Annotated in this window: 24 protein-coding genes; 9 read left to right on the forward strand and 15 right to left on the reverse strand. The window is 64.4% G+C overall.

The window, feature by feature from the left end:
* Positions 1-58: 58 nt before the first annotated feature.
* The 6 genes from NKI21_RS30210 to NKI21_RS30235 all read right to left on the reverse strand — a co-directional run bounded on the left by NKI21_RS30210 (position 59) and on the right by NKI21_RS30235 (position 5,955).
* Positions 59-730: a glutathione S-transferase family protein gene (locus NKI21_RS30210; protein ID WP_352441251.1), complete on the reverse strand. Its 672-nt coding sequence runs from the start codon at positions 728-730 to the stop codon at positions 59-61.
* 147 nt (positions 731-877) lie between these two features.
* On the reverse strand, positions 878-2,863 hold the full coding sequence (locus NKI21_RS30215) for an AI-2E family transporter (protein WP_352441252.1): 1,986 nt from the start codon (positions 2,861-2,863) through the stop codon (positions 878-880).
* A 153-nt stretch (positions 2,864-3,016) separates the two neighbouring features.
* Positions 3,017-4,084 carry a D-alanine--D-alanine ligase family protein gene (locus NKI21_RS30220; protein ID WP_352441253.1) on the reverse strand — a complete coding sequence of 356 codons (1,068 nt, stop codon included), beginning with the start codon at positions 4,082-4,084 and terminating at the stop codon, positions 3,017-3,019.
* Between the two features lie 24 nt (positions 4,085-4,108).
* The gene (locus NKI21_RS30225) at positions 4,109-4,726 is read right to left on the reverse strand and encodes a cysteine peptidase family C39 domain-containing protein (protein ID WP_352441254.1); all 618 of its coding nucleotides are present in this window, start codon (positions 4,724-4,726) and stop codon (positions 4,109-4,111) included.
* Between the two features lie 94 nt (positions 4,727-4,820).
* On the reverse strand, positions 4,821-5,336 hold the full coding sequence (locus NKI21_RS30230; RefSeq protein ID WP_352441255.1) for a hypothetical protein: 516 nt from the start codon (positions 5,334-5,336) through the stop codon (positions 4,821-4,823).
* Between the two features lie 190 nt (positions 5,337-5,526).
* Positions 5,527-5,955 carry a VOC family protein gene (locus NKI21_RS30235; protein WP_352441256.1) on the reverse strand — a complete coding sequence of 143 codons (429 nt, stop codon included), beginning with the start codon at positions 5,953-5,955 and terminating at the stop codon, positions 5,527-5,529.
* Between the two features lie 328 nt (positions 5,956-6,283).
* Between NKI21_RS30235 and NKI21_RS30240 the strand changes: the two genes are divergently transcribed.
* On the forward strand, positions 6,284-6,586 hold the full coding sequence (locus NKI21_RS30240; RefSeq protein ID WP_352441257.1) for a hypothetical protein: 303 nt from the start codon (positions 6,284-6,286) through the stop codon (positions 6,584-6,586).
* On the opposite strand, the gene NKI21_RS30245 is transcribed toward NKI21_RS30240, so the two are convergent.
* The 3 genes from NKI21_RS30245 to NKI21_RS30255 form a co-directional block, all read right to left on the reverse strand.
* The gene (locus NKI21_RS30245; protein ID WP_031213765.1) at positions 6,563-7,762 is read right to left on the reverse strand and encodes an aminotransferase-like domain-containing protein; all 1,200 of its coding nucleotides are present in this window, start codon (positions 7,760-7,762) and stop codon (positions 6,563-6,565) included. The genes NKI21_RS30240 and NKI21_RS30245 overlap by 24 nt on opposite strands.
* Positions 7,763-7,902: 140 nt before the next feature.
* Positions 7,903-8,355, reverse strand: coding sequence for a GNAT family N-acetyltransferase (locus NKI21_RS30250; protein ID WP_023813845.1), 453 nt, complete (start codon positions 8,353-8,355; stop codon positions 7,903-7,905).
* A gap of 64 nt (positions 8,356-8,419) precedes the next feature.
* Positions 8,420-9,172: a pyridoxamine 5'-phosphate oxidase family protein gene (locus tag NKI21_RS30255; protein ID WP_031213766.1), complete on the reverse strand. Its 753-nt coding sequence runs from the start codon at positions 9,170-9,172 to the stop codon at positions 8,420-8,422.
* A gap of 35 nt (positions 9,173-9,207) precedes the next feature.
* Here NKI21_RS30255 and pdxR point away from each other — a divergent pair, with 35 nt between their 5' ends.
* Positions 9,208-10,632 carry a MocR-like pyridoxine biosynthesis transcription factor PdxR gene (gene pdxR / locus NKI21_RS30260; protein ID WP_023813847.1) on the forward strand — a complete coding sequence of 475 codons (1,425 nt, stop codon included), beginning with the start codon at positions 9,208-9,210 and terminating at the stop codon, positions 10,630-10,632.
* Positions 10,633-10,682: 50 nt separating this feature from the next.
* Here the strand turns inward: pdxR and NKI21_RS30265 are convergent, their stop codons facing one another.
* Positions 10,683-11,177 (reverse strand): hypothetical protein, encoded by a 495-nt coding sequence (locus NKI21_RS30265; protein ID WP_031213769.1) that lies wholly within the window; start codon positions 11,175-11,177, stop codon positions 10,683-10,685.
* 75 nt (positions 11,178-11,252) lie between these two features.
* On the opposite strand from NKI21_RS30265, the gene NKI21_RS30270 reads away from it, so the two are divergent.
* Entirely contained in the window at positions 11,253-11,894 is a 642-nt protein-coding gene (locus NKI21_RS30270) for a DUF922 domain-containing Zn-dependent protease (RefSeq protein ID WP_502895812.1), read from the forward strand.
* A gap of 81 nt (positions 11,895-11,975) precedes the next feature.
* On the opposite strand, the gene NKI21_RS30275 is transcribed toward NKI21_RS30270, so the two are convergent.
* Together NKI21_RS30275 and NKI21_RS30280 are read right to left on the reverse strand one after the other, a co-directional pair.
* Positions 11,976-13,034, reverse strand: coding sequence for a Gfo/Idh/MocA family protein (locus NKI21_RS30275; RefSeq protein WP_023813850.1), 1,059 nt, complete (start codon positions 13,032-13,034; stop codon positions 11,976-11,978).
* Positions 13,035-13,084: 50 nt separating this feature from the next.
* Positions 13,085-13,789 (reverse strand): SDR family oxidoreductase, encoded by a 705-nt coding sequence (locus NKI21_RS30280; protein ID WP_352554533.1) that lies wholly within the window; start codon positions 13,787-13,789, stop codon positions 13,085-13,087.
* A gap of 127 nt (positions 13,790-13,916) precedes the next feature.
* On the opposite strand from NKI21_RS30280, the gene gcvA reads away from it, so the two are divergent.
* On the forward strand, positions 13,917-14,816 hold the full coding sequence (gcvA, locus tag NKI21_RS30285; protein ID WP_352868844.1) for a transcriptional regulator GcvA: 900 nt from the start codon (positions 13,917-13,919) through the stop codon (positions 14,814-14,816).
* On the opposite strand, the gene NKI21_RS30290 is transcribed toward gcvA, so the two are convergent.
* Positions 14,813-15,274, reverse strand: coding sequence for an Lrp/AsnC ligand binding domain-containing protein (locus NKI21_RS30290; protein ID WP_136625508.1), 462 nt, complete (start codon positions 15,272-15,274; stop codon positions 14,813-14,815). The two genes, gcvA and NKI21_RS30290, sit on opposite strands and share 4 nt — an antisense overlap.
* A 127-nt stretch (positions 15,275-15,401) precedes the next feature.
* Here NKI21_RS30290 and NKI21_RS30295 point away from each other — a divergent pair, with 127 nt between their 5' ends.
* Positions 15,402-16,397 (forward strand): ornithine cyclodeaminase family protein, encoded by a 996-nt coding sequence (locus NKI21_RS30295; protein WP_352868847.1) that lies wholly within the window; start codon positions 15,402-15,404, stop codon positions 16,395-16,397.
* 354 nt (positions 16,398-16,751) lie between these two features.
* On the opposite strand, the gene NKI21_RS30300 is transcribed toward NKI21_RS30295, so the two are convergent.
* The gene (locus NKI21_RS30300) at positions 16,752-17,369 is read right to left on the reverse strand and encodes a helix-turn-helix domain-containing protein (protein WP_128306018.1); all 618 of its coding nucleotides are present in this window, start codon (positions 17,367-17,369) and stop codon (positions 16,752-16,754) included.
* A 137-nt stretch (positions 17,370-17,506) separates the two neighbouring features.
* Between NKI21_RS30300 and NKI21_RS30305 the strand changes: the two genes are divergently transcribed.
* From NKI21_RS30305 to NKI21_RS30315, 3 genes are all read left to right on the forward strand, one after another.
* On the forward strand, positions 17,507-18,640 hold the full coding sequence (locus NKI21_RS30305) for an NAD(P)/FAD-dependent oxidoreductase (RefSeq protein WP_352868850.1): 1,134 nt from the start codon (positions 17,507-17,509) through the stop codon (positions 18,638-18,640).
* Positions 18,641-18,681: 41 nt separating this feature from the next.
* The gene (locus NKI21_RS30310) at positions 18,682-20,283 is read left to right on the forward strand and encodes an ABC transporter substrate-binding protein (protein ID WP_352868853.1); all 1,602 of its coding nucleotides are present in this window, start codon (positions 18,682-18,684) and stop codon (positions 20,281-20,283) included.
* An 84-nt stretch (positions 20,284-20,367) separates the two neighbouring features.
* On the forward strand, positions 20,368-21,468 hold the full coding sequence (locus NKI21_RS30315) for a serine hydrolase domain-containing protein (RefSeq protein WP_352868856.1): 1,101 nt from the start codon (positions 20,368-20,370) through the stop codon (positions 21,466-21,468).
* On the opposite strand, the gene NKI21_RS30320 is transcribed toward NKI21_RS30315, so the two are convergent.
* Entirely contained in the window at positions 21,465-22,178 is a 714-nt protein-coding gene (locus tag NKI21_RS30320) for a 3-keto-5-aminohexanoate cleavage protein (protein ID WP_352441261.1), read from the reverse strand. The two genes, NKI21_RS30315 and NKI21_RS30320, sit on opposite strands and share 4 nt — an antisense overlap.
* Positions 22,179-22,375: 197 nt before the next feature.
* Here NKI21_RS30320 and NKI21_RS30325 point away from each other — a divergent pair, with 197 nt between their 5' ends.
* Positions 22,376-22,570 carry a hypothetical protein gene (locus NKI21_RS30325; RefSeq protein ID WP_023813860.1) on the forward strand — a complete coding sequence of 65 codons (195 nt, stop codon included), beginning with the start codon at positions 22,376-22,378 and terminating at the stop codon, positions 22,568-22,570.
* Positions 22,571-22,609: the final 39 nt, after the last annotated feature.

The raw sequence follows: 22,609 nt of genomic DNA on the forward strand, positions 1-22,609 counted from the left end.
GCTTCCGGCATTTCCAAGAATTACAATCCGCTGCATCATCCCTGGCTTTGCGAACATCTCAGAGCGTTCGCGCGCCATGCCTGTCCAGCGTGCTCGGGGCGTTGACCGCAAATTGCGCAGCGAAAGCCCTGATGTAAGCGGGCCGAGCTTCACCGCGCGCCACATAGGCAGCAAGGTTTTGATATTCGTCCAAAATGCCCGACATTCTTAGTCGCAGCAGCACCGATACCATCAACAGATCGCCCGCGCTGAATGCATCGTCGAGCCACTCGGCGGCGCTCAGGCGAGCCGAGAGCCTGTTGAGACAGGCGCGAACACGATCCTTCACCAATGGCAAACGCTCCTCGCTCCAGGGCTTGTCAGCTTCGAATATCTTTGCCGTCGTTAATTCGAGGATCGGCGGCTCGACTGTGTTAAGTGCGGCAAACATCCAGGTGATCGCACGCGCGCGGGCATCGCGATCGCCGGGCAGCAGGCCCGCGTGCTGCTCGGCAAGATGAAGGATGATCGAGCCGGTCTCGAACAGTGAGAGAGAACCCTCCTCATAGGTGGGGATCTGGCCAAAGGGCTGGAGTGCCAGATGGCCAGGCGCCTTCATCTCCGCGAAGGAAACAAACCGAACCTCATAAGGCTGCCCTGCTTCTTCGAGCGCCCAGCGAACGCGCGTATCGCGCGCCAGTCCCTTGCCGCGATCGGGCGATCGCTTAAATGCCGTGATGGTGATTGTCATCGCATCGTTCCTGATTGGGTGAATTCTTCGGCTCCCTATCGTGAAGACGAATGGGCCTCCCGGAAATCGACATCGGTCTGAACTATTTTCCGCAATTCGTGCCTGGCTTGTCGACCCCGACACTGCCGAAGAAGGCGAAGGCAGGGCCTAACCCGCCGCTGCCGCCGTGACCTTCTTGGACGCGGCCCGCTGTCGCCGCATGCGCCGTTTGGCGACAAGCTTGAGCGCGACCGGCGGCTCGTTTGACAGCGCGCCCAGCACGGCGTCGACCATGCCATGCGCCACGAAATCCGCGTTCATGTCACGGGCCAGTTTGTCGGCCGTCTCCTTGTCCTCAGCAGCGGCCTCCGACCAGAACACGATTCCCACCCGAAGTGCGGCCTTCGCGCGCTTCAGCCGGCGAACCAGGAAACGGGCGTGCTTGACGGAATCCCGGTTCAGGAATCCGACCACGACGGTGTCGACGGTTTCGAGCTCAAGGCGGCGAATGCTGGCGGGCTCCATATCTGCAAAGCCGGCTTTCGATACCGTCGCGCCCTGAACCTCCAGCACCTGCGCCAGCATCGCGGCGGCGGCGTCGTCGAGCTCGCCACGCCCACCGGCGCAAAGCACGGACATATCCGTGCCATCGGGCAGGTCGGTCTCGTCTTCCCCGTTGGGATCGCCATCGTCGCTCGCCTCTGCAGCCACGGGCGGCTCCTCCTCCTCGCCTGCCTCCTCCTGCGCGCTGTCGTCGAGATTGGCTACCAGCATCAGGGCACTGGCCGCCACCTGCCGCCTTTGCAAATCGCCCATGACGCCGCGCACACGGTCCTGTTCGCCCAGCAGAAGCGCCGGAATGGCAACCTTGTCATAGAATTCGACCAGATATTTCTCCTCCAGCATCTCCTCGGCATGATCGGTGGCTTCTTCCGGATCGCCGGCCAGCAGCCGCTGGTACAGGCGCGCATGGGGTTCGAGCACGGGCTCGTTGCCGAACAGCACGTCGAGGAATTCAAACTGCGGCACGTGCCGGCCCAGCACCACCAGGCAGACGGTGAGCGGTGTCGACAGGATCAGCCCGAGCGGCCCCCAAAGCCACGTCCAGAAAATCGCCGCGACGATGATCGCCAGCGGCGACAGTCCTGTCCGCGAACCGTAGAGCCAGGGTTCGATGACATTGCCGGTGATCAGCTCCATCACCACGAACAGGGCGGCCGTCCACAGCACGAGCGACCAGCCCGGCGCAACGGCCAGCGCCAGGAACAGCGGCAACAGCATGCCTATGATGGGGCCGATATAGGGAACGAAACGCAGCGCCAGTGCCAGCAGCCCCCACAGCAGCGCATTGGGAATACCGAGGGCCCAGAGCCCGATCGCGATCGGTATGGCGTAGACGATGTTGACGACCAATTGCATCAACAGATAGCGGCCCACCCGCTTGGCGGCATCCTGAAGCGCTTCAGTGGTGCGGTGGAGGTCGCCATAGCCGACAAGCCGGATGAAGCGGTCGCGCAAATCCTCCCGCTCGAGCAGCATGAAGATGACGACGACGATGATCAGCCCGGCCGACCCAAGCGGGCTGATCAGCGGTCCAACGATGTTCTGCAGGACCTGGAGCGGCCTTTCTCGGGCGACGATCTCGACAGGCACCGGCTCGCGCGCAGGCTTTTCCGGGGTGGCAGCCGGCAGCGAGGGGTCCTGCCTGTCGATCTCCTGGCCGACCCGCTCGACCACCTTGCTCAGTCTGGCAAGGATCCCGCCCCCCACCCCGGTTTCCTTGAGCGAGCGGATCTTGGTCAGGATGTTGGTCTGGTAGACTGGGATGTTCTGCGCCAGTTCGCTGACCTGCGTGGCGACGATGAAGGAGAACAGGCCAAGGGCCGCGAAAGCGCCGAGCACGCTGGCAATGACGGCGGCAATTCGGGGGATACCGACCTTTTTAAGAGCTGAGACAAGCGGCGCCAGGGCGAAGGTCAGCAGCAGCGCGATCGCGATCGGCAGGAAAACCTCGCGCCCGAAATACAGTGCCGCCACTGTCGTGACGATGGCCGCCACATTTGGCAATGAGGTTCGCGGATGAAGCGCGGCCGCTGAAAGGGCGTCCCCCGGCCCATCAGCCGGTGACGCCGTGCCGTTTCGACGATTGGCCACGTGATGCCTCCCTGCCAAATGCCATGATCGGGCATATAGAGCCGACGTGCAACTTTAGCCAACGGTGAAATACACCTCACTCAACAGGCAATGATCCGGCCCGCGTCGGCCGCTCTCAACGCGCGGAATGGAAGTCAGGCTCGCTCGTTCGGATCAGCGCGCCGCATGCCTGGCCAGCGCGTGCTCGATCAGCACGTCGATGGTTTGGCTGTAGCCGATGCCTGATGCCGCCAGCGCCTTGGCGTACATCGAGATGTCGGTGAATCCGGGAATGGTGTTGACCTCGTTGACGAGCAGGCTGCCATCGGCGCGCAGAAAGAAATCGACGCGCGCCATGGCTTCGCAGCCAAGCGCCTGGAATGCCCGCCGCGCCATATCCCTGGCCTTCTCGGCCACATCGGCCGGGATATCGGCGGGCACCTTGACCAGCGCGCCGTCGGCATCGAGATATTTGGCCTCATAGGTGTAGAAGCCATGCTTGCCGGCCGGAATGATCTCGCCGGGCAGCGACACCGTCAGCGACCCGTCGGCGCGCTCCAGCACCGAGAACTCGATCTCGCGACCCTCGACGAATTCCTCGATCAACACTTTGCCGTCGTAGCGGAAAGCCGTGTCGATGGCCTGCTCGAAGCCGTCCCTGTCATTCACCTTGCTGACCCCGAAGGACGAGCCCTGGCGCGCCGGCTTGGCGAAGAACGGCAGGCCGAGCATCCCGGCAATCTCCTGGAAGGAATGCTTGCCGTTTCGATGCACGGTGACGGAGCGGGCAACCGCCAATCCCGCCTCGCGCATCAGCCGCTTGGCGACATCCTTGTCCATGGCGGCGGCCGAGGCGAGGATGCCGCAGCCGACATAGGCGACATCGGCGACCTCGGCATAGCCCTGCACCGAGCCGTCCTCGCCGAACGGCCCGTGCAGCACCGGGAACACGACGTCGATGGGGGGCAGGTCAGGCCGCGTACCGTCCGGCGACACGGCAGCCAGCCGGCCCTTGCCGCCGGGCAACAATGCAACCTCCGGGCCGTCTTCGGATGCCGGCGCCCCTGCCGCGTCATCAAGTTGTTGCAGCAGCCATCTGCCGCTTCGCGAAATAGCGATCGGCACGATGTCGTAGCGCGTCCGGTCGATCGCCTTCAGCACATTGGCGGCCGACAGGCGCGACACGTCATGCTCGGCCGAACGCCCGCCATAGAGGATGGCCACTCTTGCCTTACCGGTCATCGAAATCCCTCGACTGTCAAAAAATCAAATGGCGACGGCAATGCCGCGATTGGCGAAGAAGCGATCGAAATCGGCTGGCGCCAACACTGCGTCTGCCTGTGTGGCGGGGTCATGGCCGGACGGGTTGTGGAAGCGGAAACCCTGGTTGGATGCCGCCGTGACCAGCACCAGATGACCGCCCTTCGAGGGCGGCTCGCGCTCGGGCCAGCGGATCGAACTGCTGACCGACGCGATGAAGAAGCGCGTCCGCTGCATGATCGCCGGAATCTCCGCCGTCGCGACATTGGTCACCACCTCGGCCCGGAGTCCAAAAACCTCTTTCACGAAGCTGACGAAGGGCGCGTAGACCAGCCCCTTGATCGATCCCCCGTTGACGACATAGCCGCCATATAAGGTGCAGCGCCTGGCAAGCTCGATCGTCGGCACGATCTCGCCGCGGCTTGCCAGGATCATCTTCAGGCACGCCATGCCGCAGATGTTGGCCGCCCAGACCGCATACTCATCAAGGGTTTCCGCCCCGGATCGCCTCCACAGCGGATCGCGCCTGAGCGCAACATCCGCGCCGTCGGCGAGCACGTCCAGCGTCAGGTCGGGCGTCTCCCACTGGCTGAAAAACGGCACGGTTTCAGGCAATGGGCTCATGCGGACTCCTCGGGGGGCTGGTCCATCTTGTATACGAGGATACGAGATGGATGAAAAGCCGCTTAGGCCCGTTTGGCGAGCCGTGCGCCGCCGCCTACTCGGCCTTCGTCCAACCGAAAACCAGCCATGCATATTTCGATTTTTCGTCGGGTTCGACAGTGTAGGTCATCTGCATGTCGCCGTCCTTGGCGTAGATATCCAGCCGGGGCGCGGTCTCCAGCTTGAGCCACGCCGAACTCTTGCTGAAGGACCAGGCTCCGCACCAGACGCAAGGCCCCGACGTCGGATCACCCGGCTGATGAAAATTGTAGCGGCCGTCCGCCGTGATCTCCAGATAGTCGAACGCCCCGTAAAACGCGGTCACCGTCTGCTGGAATTCATTGGCGGCCGCTTCCTGTTCCGGTGTCGGCGCATCCTTCATATCGCGCGGCGGCCGGATGGCCCCACCGTTCAGTTTCCATTTGCCGACAAAATCCTTCTCGGTCGGAAGATATTCCTCCTGCGCCTGCGCCGATGAAACATAAGCAAAAGGTGATATACTTGTGAGGCCAACGGCCCCGATCGCAAATAAAAGCGTGGCGGCACAGATCGCCCTTGTTGGGTTTTGCATAAAAAATATATCTCCACGGGGGTAAGGGGAGTTTTATTGAGGATTTTGCAGCGCGCGTTGCTTCGATACCGATTCCCGCTCGCCATTTGCACGGTTAGCATCGTGGCCACCAATCTGGCAACGCAAAGCAGCCTCTCTCTCCAGCATCGCCCCATGCGGCCGCGATCCCGGCCGGCTGAATATCGGCAGCTTAGAAGGTGATCTTCACCGAAGCGGCGCTGCGACTATGCGGGCCGTGATGGACGGCCTCGATGTTGTTGCCGTCGGGATCGAGCAGGAAGGCGGCGTAATAGCCGGGGTGATAGGGCCGTTCGCCCGGTGCGCCATTGTCCGTGCCGCCAGCCGCCAGCCCGGCCTTGTAGAAGGCGTCGACCATGGCGTGGTCCTTTGCCTGGAAAGCCAGGTGATGGCGGCCGGTGAGTTTTCCCTGTGCGGCCCGGCTGTCGGCAGTGGAGACAAACAGCTCGTCGGCCCAGAAAAAGTCGGCGCCGCTGCCGCCAATCGGGGCATCGAGCGCCTGCAGGACCGCCTCGTAGAAACGCCGGCTGGCCGCAAGGTCCCTGACCACCAGTTGGATGTGGTCGATGAGCCGGCCGCGATGCAATTCCTGGGTTTCCATGAAAACGCCTCCTCGTGTGGGTTCGAATTTAGGTTCGGACAGGGCGTCGTCAATGCGGATACTCCTTCCGTCCAGCAAACAAAAGGCCCGCTGGGAGGGGATCCAGCGGGCCTTTGGAAAGCATCTCTAGCCTTCAGAGGTCTGAGGGGGATCAGACCTGGTAAGAACCTTTGTTGGCCGCGGAGGTTCCACCCGAACAGAAAAATGCCAACGCCCGGTCGAAACCGCGGAATTCGAGCGGTGGAGGCGATTTCTTTCGCGAGACCACTCTCAGTTTGGAACTTTCCGCTCGCAACCGGGTTTGGTGGCGCGGTGGGAGGAATTGCGATTGGATTGTTTTCAGAGGCTCGAAGCGCTTGTCGACAGCGCCGGTGTCGACGATATCGAGGAAGCAACCGCTCTGCTGCGCCGGTTCAAGGGCAGGTCGCGCGAGGTCGCGGCAGCCATAGATGAGTTCATGCTCGATTTCATGACGTTGGTCTTCGTCGTCGAAAACGGCGAAGAAGGTTTCGAAAAGCCGGTCCGCAAGCTCGCTCGCACCAGGCTTTCAAAGCTTGAGCGGCTGGTGACTGTAACGGCGGAGGCAAAGCCGGCTTCCGGCGCCGGCCTATCCCTTCAGGATGGCGGCTAGCCTGGGAATGCCTTCGCTCACCGCGCGCCGGTCGGCGAGCGTGAAGGACAGCCGCAGCGTGTTGCGCCCGGTGCCGTCGGCATAAAACGCGCTGCCCGGCACGAAGGCGACGCGCGCCTCCTTGACCGCCCGCGCCAGAAGCTCGGTGGCGTCGGCCCCTTCCGGCAGCGTCACCCAGACGAACATGCCGCCTTCCGGATGGCTCCAGGTCACGCCTTCCGGCATGTGGGCTTCCAGTGCCGAGAGCAGCCCGTCGCGGCGCTCACGATAGGCGCCGATAAGTTTTTCCACCTGGCCGTCGAACACGGCTTCGGCGACGCGATGCATCACCACCTGGTTGATCGACGGGCTATGCAGGTCGGAGGCCTGCTTCATCAGCACCAGCTTCTCGACGATTTGGCGCGGCGCGCACACCCAACCGACCCGCATGCCCGGCGACAGGATCTTCGAGAACGAGCCGCAATAGAGCGTGCGCGCCTTGTCGATACCGCCGGACCTGATGCAGTCGAGCGCCAGGATCGGCGGCTCGCCTTCGCCGTCATAGCGCAGCGCGCGATAGGCGGCATCCTCGATGACGGCGATGTCGAGTTCGCCGGCAAGGTCGAGCACCGCCTCGCGCTGCTCACGGTTCAGCGTGTTGCCGGTCGGGTTGGCGAAATCCGGCACCAGATAGGCGAACTTGGCCTTGCCGCCATTTGCAGCCGCCGCCGCGCGATAGGCATCGGGCGTCATGTTGCCGCCGGCCGGGGTCAGCCGATCGTAGCGAGGCTCATAGGCGTTGAAAGCCTGCAGCGCGCCCAGATAGGTCGGCCACGTCACCAGCGCGGTATCGCCCGGCGACAGGAACAGTTTGCCGAGATAATCCAGCGCCTGCTGCGAGCCGGAGGTTATGAAGATGTTGGCCTCGTCACAGGCGACGCCGAGCTTGCCCATCTGCCCGGCGAGCCAGCGCCGCAACGGCAGATAGCCTTCCGAGACCTGGTACTGCAGCGCCGCACCCGCCTCGGCGCCGCCGAGCACCGAAGCATAGGCGTCGCGGATCGCCTCGGCCGGGAACAGCGCGGGATCGGGAATACCGCCGGCGAACGAGATTATGTCTGGCTGGTCGAGCAGCTTCAGGAGCTCGCGGATTTCGGACGCTTTCATGCGCGATGAGCGCGAGGCCAACAGATTCATAAGGGTCACGACACGCCTCCCCAGACGCTGCAATATAGGTCAACTTGGCTGACCTATATCAGTCTTTGCCGGCGCTTTGAATAGGGCTGAAAGCCGTCCGCTATGCGCCAGCCGCTGTCCGGGCGGGACGGGGCGGGAAACTACAAGGTTCTCTTATAGCCGAGATGGCTGCCGGTGAAGCCGAGGCTCTCATAGAAGCGGTGCGCGTCAGCGCGCGACCTGTCGGTGGTCAACTGGACGAGGCCGCAGCCGCGCACCCGGCACGCATCGATCGCCCATTCGATCATCAGCCTGCCGACGCCCCCCGAGCGCCGGTGGCCGGCAACCCGAACCGCCTCGATCTGCCCGCGCCACGCGCCCTTGCGCGAGAGCCCGGCAAGGAAAGAAATCTGCAAGGTGCCAATCACCTCGCCGCCCTCGACAGCCACCGCCAGCAGTTGACTGGGATCGGCGTCGATGGCGTTGAAAGCATCGACATAGCCTTGCGCCAGCGGCAAGGAAGCGTCCTCGCGGCCGGCGCCAAGCGGATCGTCGGCCAGCATCGCGACGATATCAGGCAGGTCGGAGGCCTGCGCACGGCGGAAGGTGATCATGGTGTCGAGATATCGCGAGGCGGCGGCAGCGGCAAGATTTGAATACGCTCCCACTAGGCGCTGGCTAAACTTCGCCCTCATACGCCAGCTGCGCCTGCGTCAGCGCGTCATCAAGTCTCGCACCCTCGGCATATCTAGCCAGATTCTGCGGCCGCTCCACACCGGGCAGCAGCCTCGGACACGGCTCGGTGGCGCCGACCACCATCCGCACCGGGATGACGCCGGCCCACACCGGATGCCCGTAATCCTCCTCGTCGTCGCCGACGCCCTTGGCGCGCACTTTGGCCGACGCCTCCTCGATGCGCATTCCGATCACCATCGTCGCCTTGGCCTCCTGCACCGAGATCGGCCGCAAGGTCTCGCTCCGGCCGGGATAGAAGCGGTCGACGACTCCGGCCAGCGCCTTCAGTTTCTCATCAGGTTCGTCGATGATCCGCGCCGTGCCGAAACACATCGCCGAGCGGTAATTGGCGGAATGGTTGAAGCCCGAGCGCGCCAGCACCAGCCCGTCGAGATGCGACACCGTCAGACACGCCGGCGTGCCGCCGCGCAGATAGCGCAGCATGCGGCTGGCCGACGAGCCGTGCCAGTAGAGCATGTCGTCCTCGCGCCAGTGGATGGTCGGCGTGCAATAGGGCTGGCCGTCGAACGTATAGGCGACATGGCACAGAAGCCCGGCATCCAGCACCGCGAAGACTGCCGCATGGTCGTAGCTGCCGCGCTCGTGCAGGCGCTTGACGCGGTTGCGGCTGGTGGTCGGAAAGCTGGCTGGCGTGTCGTTCACGGCTTGCATCCTTGGTTGTTGTCTGCCAACCATGCGCCATGACATTGGTTGATAAAAGAACCAATCCGATGAAGAAAAAACAGACCAATTTGCCGGATTGGTCGGCGCTGATCCCGGTCCTGCCGGGCGACGGCCCGCGCAGCCGCGAGCTTTATGCGGCGCTCAGGCGGCTGATCGAGACCGGCGCGCTGGCCGCCGGGGCCAAATTGCCGACCACCCGGGATCTCGCACAGCGCTTCGGCCTGTCGCGTTCGGCGGCGGTTGCCTGTTTTGAAATCCTGGTCTCGGAAGGCTTCGCCGTCGCCAGGATCGGTGCCGGAACCTTCGTCGCGCCTGACGTGCCGCATCTGCCGACAACACTGGTCAAGGCGCGTCCGCCGGAGATCGACGCAGCCACCTCGCTGCCCTGCGGCCTTGGCGTGGCGGTGTCCGATCCGCGCACGCTTGATTTGTTTCGCATCCTTCTGTCGCGCCACCTCGCTCGCCCCGGGCCGGAGCATTTCCGCTATGGCGATCCCCGTGGCGGCCTGCCGCTGCGCACGGCAATTGCCACCTATCTCAGGACCGCACGCGGCGTGCGCTGCGACGCCGGCCAGATCGTGCTGACTTCGGGCACGCAGCAGGGGCTGGATCTTCTGGTGCGCGCCGCGCTCAGCCCCGGCGATGCCGTCTGGATCGAAAACCCCTGTTACCCGATGGCGCAGGCCGTGCTGGCCGGCAGCGGCGCCAGGGTTTTTGGGGTACCGGTCGACGCGGAAGGGCTCGATCCCGAGATCGGCGAAAGCCTGTGCTCCAAGGCGCGCGCGGCCTATGTCACGCCCTCGCATCAATATCCGCTCGGCGTGACGATGACGATGCGCCGCCGTCTCGCTTTGCTCGACTGGGCGCGGCGCAACGATGCCTGGATCATCGAGGACGACTACGACAGCGAGTTCCGCTATGCCGGCCCACCGCTGACCTCGCTGCAGGGCATGGACGGTTCAGACCGTGTCGCCTATCTCGGCACCTTCTCGAAAATCCTCTTCCCCGGCCTGCGCATCGGCTATGTCGTGGTGCCCGAAGCGCTGCTCGATGCCGTGATGGCGGTCAGGGCGCGCTCCGACCGCTTCCCCTCGACGCTGGCCGAAGGCGCGCTGACCGACCTGTTGAACGAAGGCCATTTCGCCGCGCATCTCCGGCGCGTGCGCCGCCGCGTCCAGGCCGCGCGCGACGTCCTGGTCGCCGGCCTCGAGGCGCATTGCGGCGATGCCCTCGAAGTAACCGTGCCCGAACAGGGGCTGCATTTGATGGCGACGCTGAAGGACGCCGGGCCGGACACCGCGATCGTCGAGGCGGCGAAGGCGGCGGGTGTCGGCGCCAGGGCCTTGTCCTCAATGTTCATCGGCGGGGCGCCCCGGCAAGGTCTGGTGCTGGGTTTTTCGGGGTTTTCGGACGAGGAGTTGATGGCCGCGACGGTGCGACTGGGTGGGGTGGTTCGGCAGCAAGCCCGGTGAGCCAACGAGAACCGCCTCATTGGTGCGCCGGCATCGAACTGTAGAGCCCCTCAATCCCCCTCCGCTGGCCCGGCCTTGCCGCACTGCGCCAGCACCTTGCCGATGGCCGCACTGGAGCCCTTCAGCGGAAAGCTGATCTCGCCATATTTGGCTGAACTGACCGACACATCGCCCTTCCCTCGCAGCAGGTCGAGCAGCGGATCGGCTTTCGCCAGATTGACCACGAAGTAGTTGTACATGGCCTCCAGCTGCAGCGTCTTCGTTACCGTCTTGCCGTCGGCCTTGAACGCGAACGAACCGCTGATGCCAGGCTCCAGTTGCTGGCCGGTGGCACCGAGATCGTAGCTCAGCACCGGCGTGTCGAAACAGGTCAGCATCAGATGCGCATCGCCTTTCGGCCCGCCGCAGACCGAGGCGGTCAGCACGCTGCCGCCCTCGTCTTCCTCCATCTTGGCGCTCCAGCCACCGCACGACGCGGCAAACGCCGGCTGCGCGGCCTGCAGGACCGCAACCGCACCGACGACGACGAGATGTCCAGCTCTCATGACTCCCCCCAATTGACTGCCTCCAGGGCATTTGCAGCGCCCGTCGGCAGCATATAGGAAAAGCGATCCGATGGCATGCCCGTTGCGGCAACCAGTCCTGTTTCGCGGAGAGTTGGATTGAAAGCCTGCGTTCGCCTGTGTCTGTCCTTTGCCGCCCTGCTGGCCTCGCCGCTCACCGCTCATGCCGAGTGGAAGCCGGTCGAGAAGATCGAGCCCTACGCGATCTCGGGCCGGTCCGGCGCCGAACTCTACCGCTCGATCGGCGAGAAAGGGCCAAAGCTCGGCATTGCCCGTGCCATCGCCTACACCAATTTCAAGCTGACCTGGGGGTTAAGGGACTACCGGCCCAGGGGCAAGGACTGCGTGCTGACGGCCGGGCGGCCGAAGCTGATCGTCACCTACACCTTGCCAAAACCCTCCGGCTCCCTGCCGCCCGCCGTCCAGAAGAACTGGGAAACCTTCATCGCCGGCGTCGCCGCCCATGAGAAGGTGCATGGCGCCAGCATGGTCCAGATGGTCCACGATATCCAAGCCGCTACGGACGGCCTGACCGTCGCCGACGATCCCAAATGCAGCAAGACAAGGGCCGAGGTGGTCAAGCGGCTCGACGCGATTTCGAAGGCGCGTGTGCAGGCAAGCCGAGATTTCGACCGCGTCGAATTCGGCGATGGCGGCAATTTGCAGAAACTGGTTTTTTCGCTCGTGACCGGCCCCTGACTGGCGCAGCCTCCAATCCGAAGTTGGCGGCAGTGCTATCTCGACCGCTGGCGCCCGCGCTCTCCGCCGCTTCGCCCCAGCTCACCGCGTTTCCGCACTCGCCCGCAGCTCCGCGCGCTTCTCGTCCGATACCACTGCCAGATCCAGCACCTGCTGCAATTCGGCGGCATGGCGGAAGGACGGTTCGGCTTGCACGCCGGATCGCACTGCGTCAGTGAAACGCTGGTAGTTGGTCGGCACCGTGCCGGCGTCGAGCTCTTCCCATATAGCGTTCTCGACGTTTTCGCCGATGCAGGCCTTGAGCGTCGAACCATCGAGATTGTGCACCACTTCGATGCCCCCCTTCTCGCCATAGATGCGCAGACGCAGCTCGTTGAGATGGCCTGTTGCCCAGCGGCTGGCATGCACCACGCCGAAGGCGCCGTTGGAAAAGTCCAGCGTCATGGCGAAGCTGTCATTGGCGTCGAGCCCGTAGTCGCCGATGCGGTTGCCGGGCGCCTTGTCGAAGGCGCGCAGCCGGCAGAAGACATGGTCGATGTCGACCGCGGCGCCATAGCTGGCGAAATCGAGGATGTGGATGCCGACATCGCCAAGCACGCCATTCGAGCCGTGGCCGCGCGACAGGCGCCACAGCCATTTCGGATCGGTGCGCCAGTCGCCCCAGAATTTCGACACCAGCCAACTTTGCAGATAGGACGCCTCGACATGCCTGACCATGCCGATCTCGCCCGCCTGCACCATCTGGCGAGCCTTCTGCAGCGCGGCGACGTTGCGATAGGTCAGGTTCACCATGTTGACGATGCCGGCGGCCTCGGCGGCGTCGGCCATCTCGGTCGCCTTGCCGAAGTTTTCGGCCAGCGGCTTCTCGCACAACACCGGCTTGCCGGCGGCGATCAGCGTCATGGTGGTCGGGTGATGGATGCGGTCGGGCGTGACATTGGCCACCGCGTCGAACTCGCCCCATGCCAGCGCCTCATCCAGCGCGGTAAAGCGGTTGGGAATGTCAAAGCTGTCGGCGAACTCGCCGACCCGGGCCGGATCGACATCGACCGCGCCGACAATGTCGACGCCGTCGATGGCGATGAAGCGCCGCGCATGTTCCTGCGCCATCCAGCCGGTGCCGAGTATCAAAAGCCGCATTCTTTGCTCCTTGGGGTGAGATGCCGGAGTCCCCCTCCCGATCGACGCCCTCAAATAGCGCGGATAATGCCGCCGTCGACCCGGATGTTCTGGCCGGTGATATAGCCGGCGCCTTCCGAAGCCAGGAAGGCGATGGTCGCGGCGATCTCTTCCGAGGTGCCGTAGCGCTGCATCGGCACGCTGTCGCGGCGCTCCTCGGTGGCCGGCAGGCTGTCGATCCAGCCGGGCAGCACATTGTTCATGCGTACATTGTCAGCGGCATAGGTGTTGGCGAAGATCTTGGTGTAGGCGGCAAGCCCGGCGCGGAACACGGCGGACGTCGGGAACATCGGGCTCGGCTCGACCACCCAGGCGGTCGAGATGTTGATGATGGCGCCGCCCTTCTGCTTGACCATCTGCGGCGCCACGATGCGCACCGGACGGATGACGTTCAGCAGATAGACATCCATGCCGGTGTGCCATTGCTCGTCGGTGATTTCGAGGATCGGCGCGCGCGGCCCGTGGCCGCCGCTGTTGACCAGCACGTCTATGCGGCCAAAGCGCTCCAGCGTCAGGTCGACGAGGCGCTGTAAATCTTCATTGGATTGGTTGGAGCCGGTGACGCCGAGCCCGCCCAATTCCCGGGCCAGCGCCTCGCCCTTTCCGGACGACGAAAGAATGGCGACCTTGAAGCCGTCCGCCGCCAGCCGCTTGGCCGCCGCCGCACCCATGCCGCTGCCGCCGGCCACCACCACAGCTACTTTTTCTACACTCATCGGATTTTCCTCTCAGGGTTGGCGGGCACCGCAAGCGGTGTTTTCGGGAGCTGAGCGTCGATATAGCTGGTTTTCCAAACCGGTTCGAACCAGAATGCTTGAAATCAACCTGTAGAAAAACTCCTGCATGCCCGAAACCTTCCTCAGCCTGCCGCCATTGAATGCGCTGCGCGCCTTCGAAGCCTCGGCGCGCCATCTCAACTTCCGCATCGCCGCCGAAGAGCTCAATGTCACGCAAGGGGCGGTCGCCCAGCACATTCGCGGGCTGGAAGCCGATCTCGGCACAAAGCTGTTCGAGCGGCTGCCGCGCGGCCTGGCGCTGACCGATGAGGGCCGCGCCTATGTCCCCAATATCCGCCGCGCCTTCGACCTGATCTCGGAGGCGACGCTGCTGTTGCGCCCCGAACCGGCACGGCTGACGATCAGCGTGACGCCGAGCTTCGCCACCAAATGGCTGATCCCGAGGCTGCACGACTTCGTCGCGCACAACCCGCTTGTCGACCTGCGCGTTCTGGCCAGCGAGAGCCTGTCGAGCTTCCAGGCCGATGGCGTCGACATCGCGGTCAGGCAAGGCCGCCCGCCCTTCGGCGCTGGGCTGATCGTCGACCTGTTGTTTCCCCAGCAGATCATCGCCGTCTGCAGCCCTGCCTTGCTGCCGGCCGGCACGGTCCAGATCGCGGCCACCGAAATCCAGCACCACGTCCTGCTGCACGATGCGCACAATCTGTGGCCGGAATTCATGGAAAAGGCGGTCGGCCTGAAGATGACGACCGAACTGAAACGCATGCGCTTCAACCAGACCAGCCTCGCCATCGATGCAGCCATCGCCGGCCAGGGCATAGCGCTGGCCAGCCGCTTCCTCGTAGCCGCTGATCTCGCCACGGGCCGCCTGGTTCAGCCCGTCAGCGGCGAAATGCGCGGCACGCAGGATTTTTATGTCGTGATGCCGAGAAAACAGCGCCACCCAGAGCCTACGCAAGCCGTGCGGCAATGGTTGCTGGATGCGGGAGAAAGGCCGCCGCTCTAGATCGGCAGCAAGGCGTCGGGCTTCACATTGGCGATCGAAGCGTAGGTGTGTGTCTCCCGCACCCCGGGCAGCGGCAGGATGACCCGCTGCAGGAAATCCTGGAACATCGCCATGTCGGCGATGCGCGCCTTGACCAGATAGTCGAAGCCGCCGACGACCATGTGGCACTCGATGATCTCGGGCGCCCGCAACACCGCCTCGGCGAAGCGGTCGAAGACATGGGGCGCCGTGTGGTCGAGCCGCACCTCGATGAAGACGAGTTGCGCCTGTCCGATCCTGGCCGGATCGAGCACGGCGCGCACCGCGCGGATGAACCCTTCGGCGAACAGCCGCTTGACCCGCTGCGCCGCACCCGTGGGCGACAGGCCGACCCGCCGCGCCAGATCGAGCGTCGTGCGGCGACCGTCCTCCTGCAACAAACGCAGCAGCGAGCGGTCGATGCGGTCGAGATCGTCCATTTCAGGATTCACACTTTTTGAGCAGAACAAACGTGATAATCACGCCAAAATAGAAAAAGCAGTATATTTCATCACGCTCCCGGATCGCAATACCGTTGTCGTGCAACCGACAACGAAAGCGGATCCCATGACATCAGCGATATCGACCTCCCGCAGCGCCCAGGCCAAGGGTGACATGCCCGTACTCATCCTGAGCGAGGCCGAGGTGAAAACCTGCATCGACCTGCGCCAGCTTCTCGACATGCTCGCCGGCGGCTTCAAGGCCTTGTCCGGCGGCAAGGTGGTCAATCCGGCACGGCCGCAGCTCGACATTCCGCAAGCCGGCTATTCGCTGGCGATGTCGGCATGGATGGCGGGCATGCATCTGACGGTGAAGATCGTCAACGTCTTCGAGGGCAACGTCGCCAAAGGCATCCCCAGCCACCTCGCCACCATCCATCTGTTCGACCCGCAGACGGGCATGCCGGTCTGCGTCATGGACGGCACCTACATCACCGCCGTGCGCACCTCGGGCTCGGCCGTGCTCTCGGTGCGTGAACTCGCCCGCCGCGAGGCCAAGGTCGCGACGGTGGTCGGCGCCGGTGTGCAGGCCGGCCAGCATCTCAATCTTCTGCCGCTGGTGCGCGACTTCACCGAGATCCGCGTCGTCTCGAAGGAATTTTCGGATGCCGAGGCGCTTGCCGCGCAGCATCCCGGCGTCGTCGCCGTCGCCGACATCGAGGCCGCGGTGCGCTCGTCCGACGTCGTCTGCCTGGCAACGCATTCCTATGCGCCGGTGATCTCGGCCGACTGGGTGCGGCCCGGCACTCACATCTCATCGGTCGGCGTCGCCCCGCCCGGCGGCGAACTGCCGGTCGAGCTTATCGGCAGGGCCAGCCTGTTCGTCGAGACCAGGGAGGCCTTTGCCCCGACGCCGGTCGGCTCCTGCGAACTCGCTGGCCTCGATCCGCAAACCGGAACCGAGCTCGGCGACATGCTGCTCGGGCGGCGGCCGGGACGGGTTAGCGCCGATCAGGTCACCGTCTACAAGGCCATGGGCGTTGCTATGGAGGACATGGTGGCGGCCGATCTCGCCTATCGCGAGGCGGTTCGGCGGGGAATGGGGCGTGTGGTTGCGATGTAGTGGGGGCTCAATTGTCGAAGCCAGCGCCGCCCGTCAATAGGATCGTCCTTCTCCCGTTTACAGCAGGGCTATCGCATATGGATTCTTGCGAAGAAGAACCCCCACCCTAACCCTCCCCACAAGGGGGAGGGAACGCTGCCGCGTGCCTTTAATTCTTCTTGGCGCCGAAAGACAGGCGATTCTCCTGGGTCAGCGCCAACGGAAGTCTCCCTCCCCCTTGTGGGGAGGGGTTAGGGGTGGGGGTCCGTGCCGGGCAGACATCTCAGGAATTCCATATGCGATAGCCCTGCCCTTGCGGGGAGAAGATGGCGGCAGCCAGATGAGGGGCGGCGCAGCCATCGAGAATGTTAGCCCCTACCCCTCCACCGTCTCCAGCACACTCAGCAATGTGCCTTCCATGTCAGGCTCGTCGCCGGAGCAGACGCACAGCATCTCGGCGTCGCCCTCGCCGACCGAGAGGTAGGCATGACCCATGGTGGAATCGATGTAGACGCTGTCGCCCTGTTTCAGCCGCACCGGCGCGTACTGGTCGGTGTGCAGTTCGATCTCGCCCTTGAGCACGATCAAAAATTCCTCGCCGGCATGCCTGGTCAGCGGGCCGAATTCCTGCGGCGTGCGGGCGCGTGCATAGGCGTGGATCGGCACCATGCGCTTGCGCACCAGATCGGTGGCCAGATAGCGGTAATCGTAGTTGCGGGTCAGCTGGCGCAGCGTGTTGGACTGCGAGGTCACCGAACGCCGGGTGCGCGCGGCCGGCTGCTTGCGGTCGCCGCTGAGCAGCTCGGTGACATGGATGTTCAGCCCCTCGCAGATCTGCAGCAGCTTGTCGTAGCTCAGCGACATCTGGTCGTTCTCGACTTTGGACAGCGTCGACACCGCGACGCCGGTCAGCGTGCTGACCTCCTGCAAGGTCCAGCCATGCGTTTTCCTCAAGCCGCGCAGACAATCACCGAGGTTCGGTTGCTCCGACATCGTCAGCTCCGTTGCGCGGCCCATCGAGCCGCCAGTCCACCCTAGGTAGTCCAACTCTCTGCCGCCATCAACAACACCAACAATTTTCTTATACGCTAAATATTGACTGGATACGAAATTATTTCTACCCCTAGGACATGCAGTCCAAGTCTCTCCAAAAAATCGTCGTCATCGGCGGCGGCATTGCCGGCCTTTCGCTGGCGGCGGCCGTGCAGTCCTGGGCCGAGATCACCGTGCTCGAGCGCGAGCCGCATCTCGGCTACCACGCCAGTGGCCGCTCCGCGGCGCTGTTTTCCGAAACCTATGGCAATGCGCTGGTGCGGGCGCTGTCGCTGGCCAGCCGGCAGGCGATCATCGATGGCGGCTTCGCCGCCTACCGGCGCGGCGCGCTGCACGTCGGCGGTGTCGAAGACAGCGCAGCCGTCGACCGCATGGCGGCCGAGATGCAGGCGCTGGTGCCGAGCGTGCGCCGCCTGTCGGCCACGGAAGTCACCGCGCTGGTGCCGGTCGTCGCCACGGCAACCACTTGCGGCGGCGTGAATGAACCCGGCGCGCTCGATGTCGACACGGGAAAGATGCTTGCGGCTTCAGCCTCCGCGCTCAAGGCCGGCGGCGGCGTGATCCGCACCGGCGAGGAAGTGCTGGAGATTTCCCGCGTCGGGAACGGCTTCCGCGTCGTGACCAATGCCGGCACATACGAAGCCGACATCGTCGTCGACGCCGCTGGCGCCTGGGTCGATGTCGTCGCCGGACTGGCGGGCCTTGCTGGCCTTGGGTTCCGGCCGAAGCGCCGCACCGCCTTCCTGTTCGATCCGCCCGCCGGCACCGACATCAGCGCCTGGCCGCTGGTGGTCGATTTGCATGAACGATTCTACTTCAAGCCCGATGCCGGCAGGCTGATCGGCTCGCTGGCCGACGAGACCGATTCCGAACCCTGCGACGCCTATCCGGAAGACATCGACGTCGCCATCGCCGTCGACCGCATCGAACAGGCGACGTCGCTGCGCATCGGCCGTCCGTCGACGCCCTGGGCGGGCCTGCGCACCTTTTCGCCCGACCGCACGCCGGTCATCGGTTTCGACACGCGCCTGCCCGGCTTCTTCTGGCTTGGCGGCCAGGGCGGCTACGGTTTCCAGGTGTCGCTGACGCTGGCGCGGCTGGGCTCAGTGCTGCTGCGCGGCCAGCCGCTGCCGGACGATCTCACGGCACGCGGTATCACCTTCGCCGCGCTTGCGCCCGACCGTTTCATCACCCCGGCGGCGACGCCATGAACTTCACCTCAACCCGTAAAGTGTCATCAGGAGCGTTTGCGATGAAATCCGTTCTGCGCGCAGTCCTTACCTCGTCCGTGCTGGCCTCGTCCGTCCTTCTTGGCGGACAGGCTTACGCCAAAACACTGGTCTATTGCTCGGAAGCCAATCCCGAGACCTTCAACCCGGCGATCGGCACGGCGGACTCCACCATGGATGCCGCCGCCAAGACGATCTTCAACCGGCTGGTCGAGTTCAAGCCTGGCACGACCGAGGTCGGGCCGGCGCTGGCCGAAAGCTGGGAGGCCTCAGTCGACGGCAAGATCTACACATTCCACCTACGCCACGGCGTGAAATTCCAGTCGAACGACCACTTTACACCGTCGCGCGAGTTTAATGCCGACGACGTGCTGTACACCTTCAACCGCCAGCGCGACGCCAGCAATCCCTACCACAAGCTCGGCGGCGGCGCTTACGAGTACTTCAACGCGCTGGGCATGGGCACGCTGATCGACAAGATCGACAAGGTCGACGACCACACCGTGCGCTTCACGCTGACGGCTGCCAATGTCACCTTCCTGCCCGGCATTGCGCTCGACTATCTCTCTATCCTGTCGTTGGAGCAGACTGAAAAGATGGTCGCCGCCGGCACGCCGGAACTGATCGATAGCGAGCCCGTCGGCACCGGCCCGTTCGTGCTGCAGGCCTATGTCCCCGACAGCCAGATCCGCTACGCCGCCAACAAGGATTATTGGCGCGGCCCGCCGAAGATCGACACTCTGGTCTTCGCCGTCACCCCCGAACCGACCACGCGCGTCGAGCGTCTCAAGGCCAATGAGTGCCAGGTCGCCGCCCCGCCCCCGCCAAGCGCCGTCGCCGATTTGCGCACCGATCCCGACATCACCGTGCTCGACCTCAAGGGCCAGAACATCGGCATTCTCGGCTTCAATGTCGAACATCAGCCGCTCGGCGATGTGCGCGTGCGCATGGCGCTGGCCAAGGCCGTCGACCGCAAGGCGATCGTCGACGCCGTCTATGTCGGCGCCGGCACGGTCGCCGGCAGCGTCGTGCCGCCGGCGCAGATCGGCGCCGTCACCGATGCCGGCATCGACTATGACCCGGATGGCGCGAAGGCCCTGCTGAAGGAAGCCGGCCACGAGAGCGACCTGAAAATCAGCCTGTGGGCGATGCCGGTATCGCGGCCGTACAATCCCAATGCCAAGCGCATGGCCGAGATGATCCAGGCCGACTGGGCGAAAGTCGGCGTCAAGGCCGAGATCGTCAGCTTTGAATGGGGCGAATATCTCAAGCGCACCGCGGCGGGCGAACAGGACGCCTACCTGCTCGGCGGCAGCAGCGACAATGGCGACCCCGACAACATGCTGAGCTACCTGCTGTCCTGCGACGGCGTGAAGGGCGGCTCCAACCGCTCGCGCTGGTGCGATCCGGCCTTCGAGAAGCTGCTGCAGGACGGCCGCGTCGCCGCCGATCCGAAACAGCGCGCCGACATCTATGCCAGGGCGCAAGCGATCGTGAAGGTCGAGGTGCCGGTGGCGCCGATCGCCCATTCGGTGGTGGCGATCCCGATCCGCAAGAGCGTGCTCAACTACGTGCTCGACCCCTTCGGCCGGCAGAACTTTGCCGCTGTCGATATGGCGGAGTGAAGCTTGGCGACCCTGCCCTCGGGCTCGGCCCGAGGACGCACCGACATCTATGAAACCAGCAATTTAGCGGCGAAAGCAGAATCCATGCGTGAAGACCTGAACGCCCTCCTCAAGACCTATCTCACCGATGGCGCGGTAGGCGCATCACTCGCATACTCCACTGGCGCCGCACCAACCGCCCTGACCGCCGGCCTCGCCGACCGGGAGCATGGCGTTGCCGTCTCGCCCGACCGCCTGTTCAAGATCGGCAGTTGCACCAAGACCTTCGTCGCCGCCGCATTGGTCAAGCTCGCTCAGGACGGCAAGCTCGACCTCGGCGCGCCGATCGCCTCCTGGTTTCCAGACCTCCCGGGAGCAAAAGACATTTCGGTGCGCCAGCTGATCAACCACCGCAGCGGCCTGCCGGAGTTCGAATATTACATTCCGATGGATCCGAGCCGGCAATGGACGCCGCAACAGCTGGTCGACATAGCCTTCGTTTCCGACAAGCAGAAGGCGCCAGGCGGGCCCGCCGTCTACAACAACACCGGCTATGTGCTGGCCGGCATGGTGATCGAGGCTGTCTCTGGCCAGTCGCTGGGCGGCTATGTCAGAAGCGCGGTGCTGCAGCCGCTCGGCCTGGAGAATACCTGGTCGCCGGCAACCGAGGCCTTTCCGGAGAAATCGATGGTACGCGGCTATTACCACCGGCCGCCGCCGGCGGCGAATGCGCCCGCCGATATCGCATCGGGCGGCGAGATGTGGCGCATGGACGGCGTGCTGCCCTACTCCGACGACTTGCAGGATTCTTCCGATTCCTTCCCGTTCGGCGCCGCTTATGGCTGCGGCGACATGGTGTCGACGCCGTCCGACATGGTGAGCTTCATGCGCGGTCTCTTTTCCGGCAGAGTGCTGTCGCCGCCGTTCTTCGCCGAGATGTTCGAACACCGCGTGCCAGCGAGTTTTCCGGGCACCCGCATGCGCGAGACCGGCGCCGGCATGTTCCAGAGCGACTACGCCAACCGCGCCTTTTACGGCCACCAGGGCAGTATCCCCGGCTACGTCGCCGTCATGCTGCATGACCCGATCTCAGAGCTGACCATCGCCATGACCAGCAATGTCGGCTCCGGCAACCGCCTGTCCTTCCAGGCCAGCGGCTTGCATCCGGTGGTGGATAAGGCGATCCAGATCATTCTGGAAAACTAGCCGCGAAAGATCGCCACGGCGGCAGCGATGATCGCCGCGTTATCCTTCGCCACAGTTCCATCGGCGAGCGTCTTGCCGTCTTCCAGGCCGACCCGTGTCGACCAGCGCTTGCGATACGCAAGCTCGACGAGGGGCCAGACAGTTGTGTCGACGCCATGCAGCAGGATCGACCGCCGCACCCCTGCGCGATCGAGCACCGTGGCGATGCCGTGTGCCTCGTCGAGTGCCACGGACAGATCCGGGATGTCGATCTCGATCAAGATGCGCAGCACCCGGTCGTGGTCGGGAAGCGCCACGAAGCGCTCAGCGTCGGCGACGGTGGCAAGCCCGGCCTCGATGCCGACGCCACGCTGGCGCAACAGCTCCATCACGCGAGGCGCATCCACCTCCGACAGATTGACCGATGCATAGTCGGGCAGTTCCCGCCAGCCGGAGATCGCCGCACGGGTCCGCTCGACATCGTTCTCGATCCAGGCGCCCGTCGACACGCCTATAAGCGTGCCCGGACAGGCCTGACGCACCGCCAGCACGGTGGCATCGACGGCCGCGAGGCTTTCGCGCCCGTCAAGGCCGCGCGGGTGGATGTGCAGTTCGGAGGCACCCGCGGCGACGCAGGCGGCGGCATCGCCGGCCATCGCCTCGGCAGTCAGCGGTAGCGCGGGATGGAAATCGCGCGGACGCGCGCCGTTGATGCAGGCCTGGACGATCATCGGTCTCACCTCGGACAAGGGAGCCGACAGTCTAGTCGCGCGGCAAGGCACCGCAAAGAGTTGGGTGGCGTCACTCCTGACAGCGCATCTGCCGCGCCCTGTTTCTGCGGCATTTGAATAAAAGCCGCTTGTGGATATTTACCCGGCGTTCCCTCGTCTCCGGCAAGGTCTTCTAGGGCGGGATCATGGAGGGACCATTGACCAGCGATTTTTCAGCCGCCCGCATCCACCTCGAACGCGCCTATCATTATCTGCAAGGCAACGACGAGACGAGTCGCACGGCCTGTGAAGCGCTCGATCTGTTGATCGAAGCGGTGACGGAGGCGCAGCACAGGCGACCCGAGGCTGGAGTGCTGGAGTTTCCGCAATCAACGGCGCGGCGAACCGGATAGACTGTGGCGAGTTTCAGGTCAGTCCGGCCTGGCCTGAAA

The organism is Mesorhizobium sp. M0715 (assembly GCF_040320355.1).
Taxonomy (GTDB): domain Bacteria; phylum Pseudomonadota; class Alphaproteobacteria; order Rhizobiales; family Rhizobiaceae; genus Mesorhizobium.

Bases quoted from the DNA above. Each gene is read 5' to 3' on its own strand.
- NKI21_RS30280 (WP_352554533.1), bottom strand. From the start codon at position 13,789: ATGAGTGTAGAAAAAGTAGCTGTGGTGGTGGCCGGCGGCAGCGGCATG.
- NKI21_RS30245 (WP_031213765.1), bottom strand. From the start codon at position 7,762: ATGAATCTGTTGGCCTCGCGCTCATCGCGCATGAAAGCGTCCGAAATC.
- NKI21_RS30300 (WP_128306018.1), bottom strand. From the start codon at position 17,369: ATGTCGGAGCAACCGAACCTCGGTGATTGTCTGCGCGGCTTGAGGAAA.
- NKI21_RS30305 (WP_352868850.1), top strand. From the start codon at position 17,507: ATGCAGTCCAAGTCTCTCCAAAAAATCGTCGTCATCGGCGGCGGCATT.
- NKI21_RS30310 (WP_352868853.1), top strand. From the start codon at position 18,682: ATGAAATCCGTTCTGCGCGCAGTCCTTACCTCGTCCGTGCTGGCCTCG.
- NKI21_RS30270 (WP_502895812.1), top strand. From the start codon at position 11,253: ATGCCCGTTGCGGCAACCAGTCCTGTTTCGCGGAGAGTTGGATTGAAA.
- NKI21_RS30250 (WP_023813845.1), bottom strand. From the start codon at position 8,355: ATGATCACCTTCCGCCGTGCGCAGGCCTCCGACCTGCCTGATATCGTC.
- NKI21_RS30265 (WP_031213769.1), bottom strand. From the start codon at position 11,177: ATGAGAGCTGGACATCTCGTCGTCGTCGGTGCGGTTGCGGTCCTGCAG.
- NKI21_RS30210 (WP_352441251.1), bottom strand. From the start codon at position 730: ATGACAATCACCATCACGGCATTTAAGCGATCGCCCGATCGCGGCAAG.
- NKI21_RS30220 (WP_352441253.1), bottom strand. From the start codon at position 4,084: ATGACCGGTAAGGCAAGAGTGGCCATCCTCTATGGCGGGCGTTCGGCC.
- NKI21_RS30275 (WP_023813850.1), bottom strand. From the start codon at position 13,034: ATGCGGCTTTTGATACTCGGCACCGGCTGGATGGCGCAGGAACATGCG.
- NKI21_RS30320 (WP_352441261.1), bottom strand. From the start codon at position 22,178: ATGATCGTCCAGGCCTGCATCAACGGCGCGCGTCCGCGCGATTTCCAT.
- NKI21_RS30230 (WP_352441255.1), bottom strand. From the start codon at position 5,336: ATGCAAAACCCAACAAGGGCGATCTGTGCCGCCACGCTTTTATTTGCG.
- NKI21_RS30235 (WP_352441256.1), bottom strand. From the start codon at position 5,955: ATGGAAACCCAGGAATTGCATCGCGGCCGGCTCATCGACCACATCCAA.
- NKI21_RS30225 (WP_352441254.1), bottom strand. From the start codon at position 4,726: ATGAGCCCATTGCCTGAAACCGTGCCGTTTTTCAGCCAGTGGGAGACG.
- NKI21_RS30315 (WP_352868856.1), top strand. From the start codon at position 20,368: ATGCGTGAAGACCTGAACGCCCTCCTCAAGACCTATCTCACCGATGGC.
- pdxR (WP_023813847.1), top strand. From the start codon at position 9,208: ATGAAGAAAAAACAGACCAATTTGCCGGATTGGTCGGCGCTGATCCCG.
- NKI21_RS30290 (WP_136625508.1), bottom strand. From the start codon at position 15,274: ATGGACGATCTCGACCGCATCGACCGCTCGCTGCTGCGTTTGTTGCAG.
- gcvA (WP_352868844.1), top strand. From the start codon at position 13,917: ATGCCCGAAACCTTCCTCAGCCTGCCGCCATTGAATGCGCTGCGCGCC.
- NKI21_RS30295 (WP_352868847.1), top strand. From the start codon at position 15,402: ATGACATCAGCGATATCGACCTCCCGCAGCGCCCAGGCCAAGGGTGAC.
- NKI21_RS30255 (WP_031213766.1), bottom strand. From the start codon at position 9,172: ATGGTTGGCAGACAACAACCAAGGATGCAAGCCGTGAACGACACGCCA.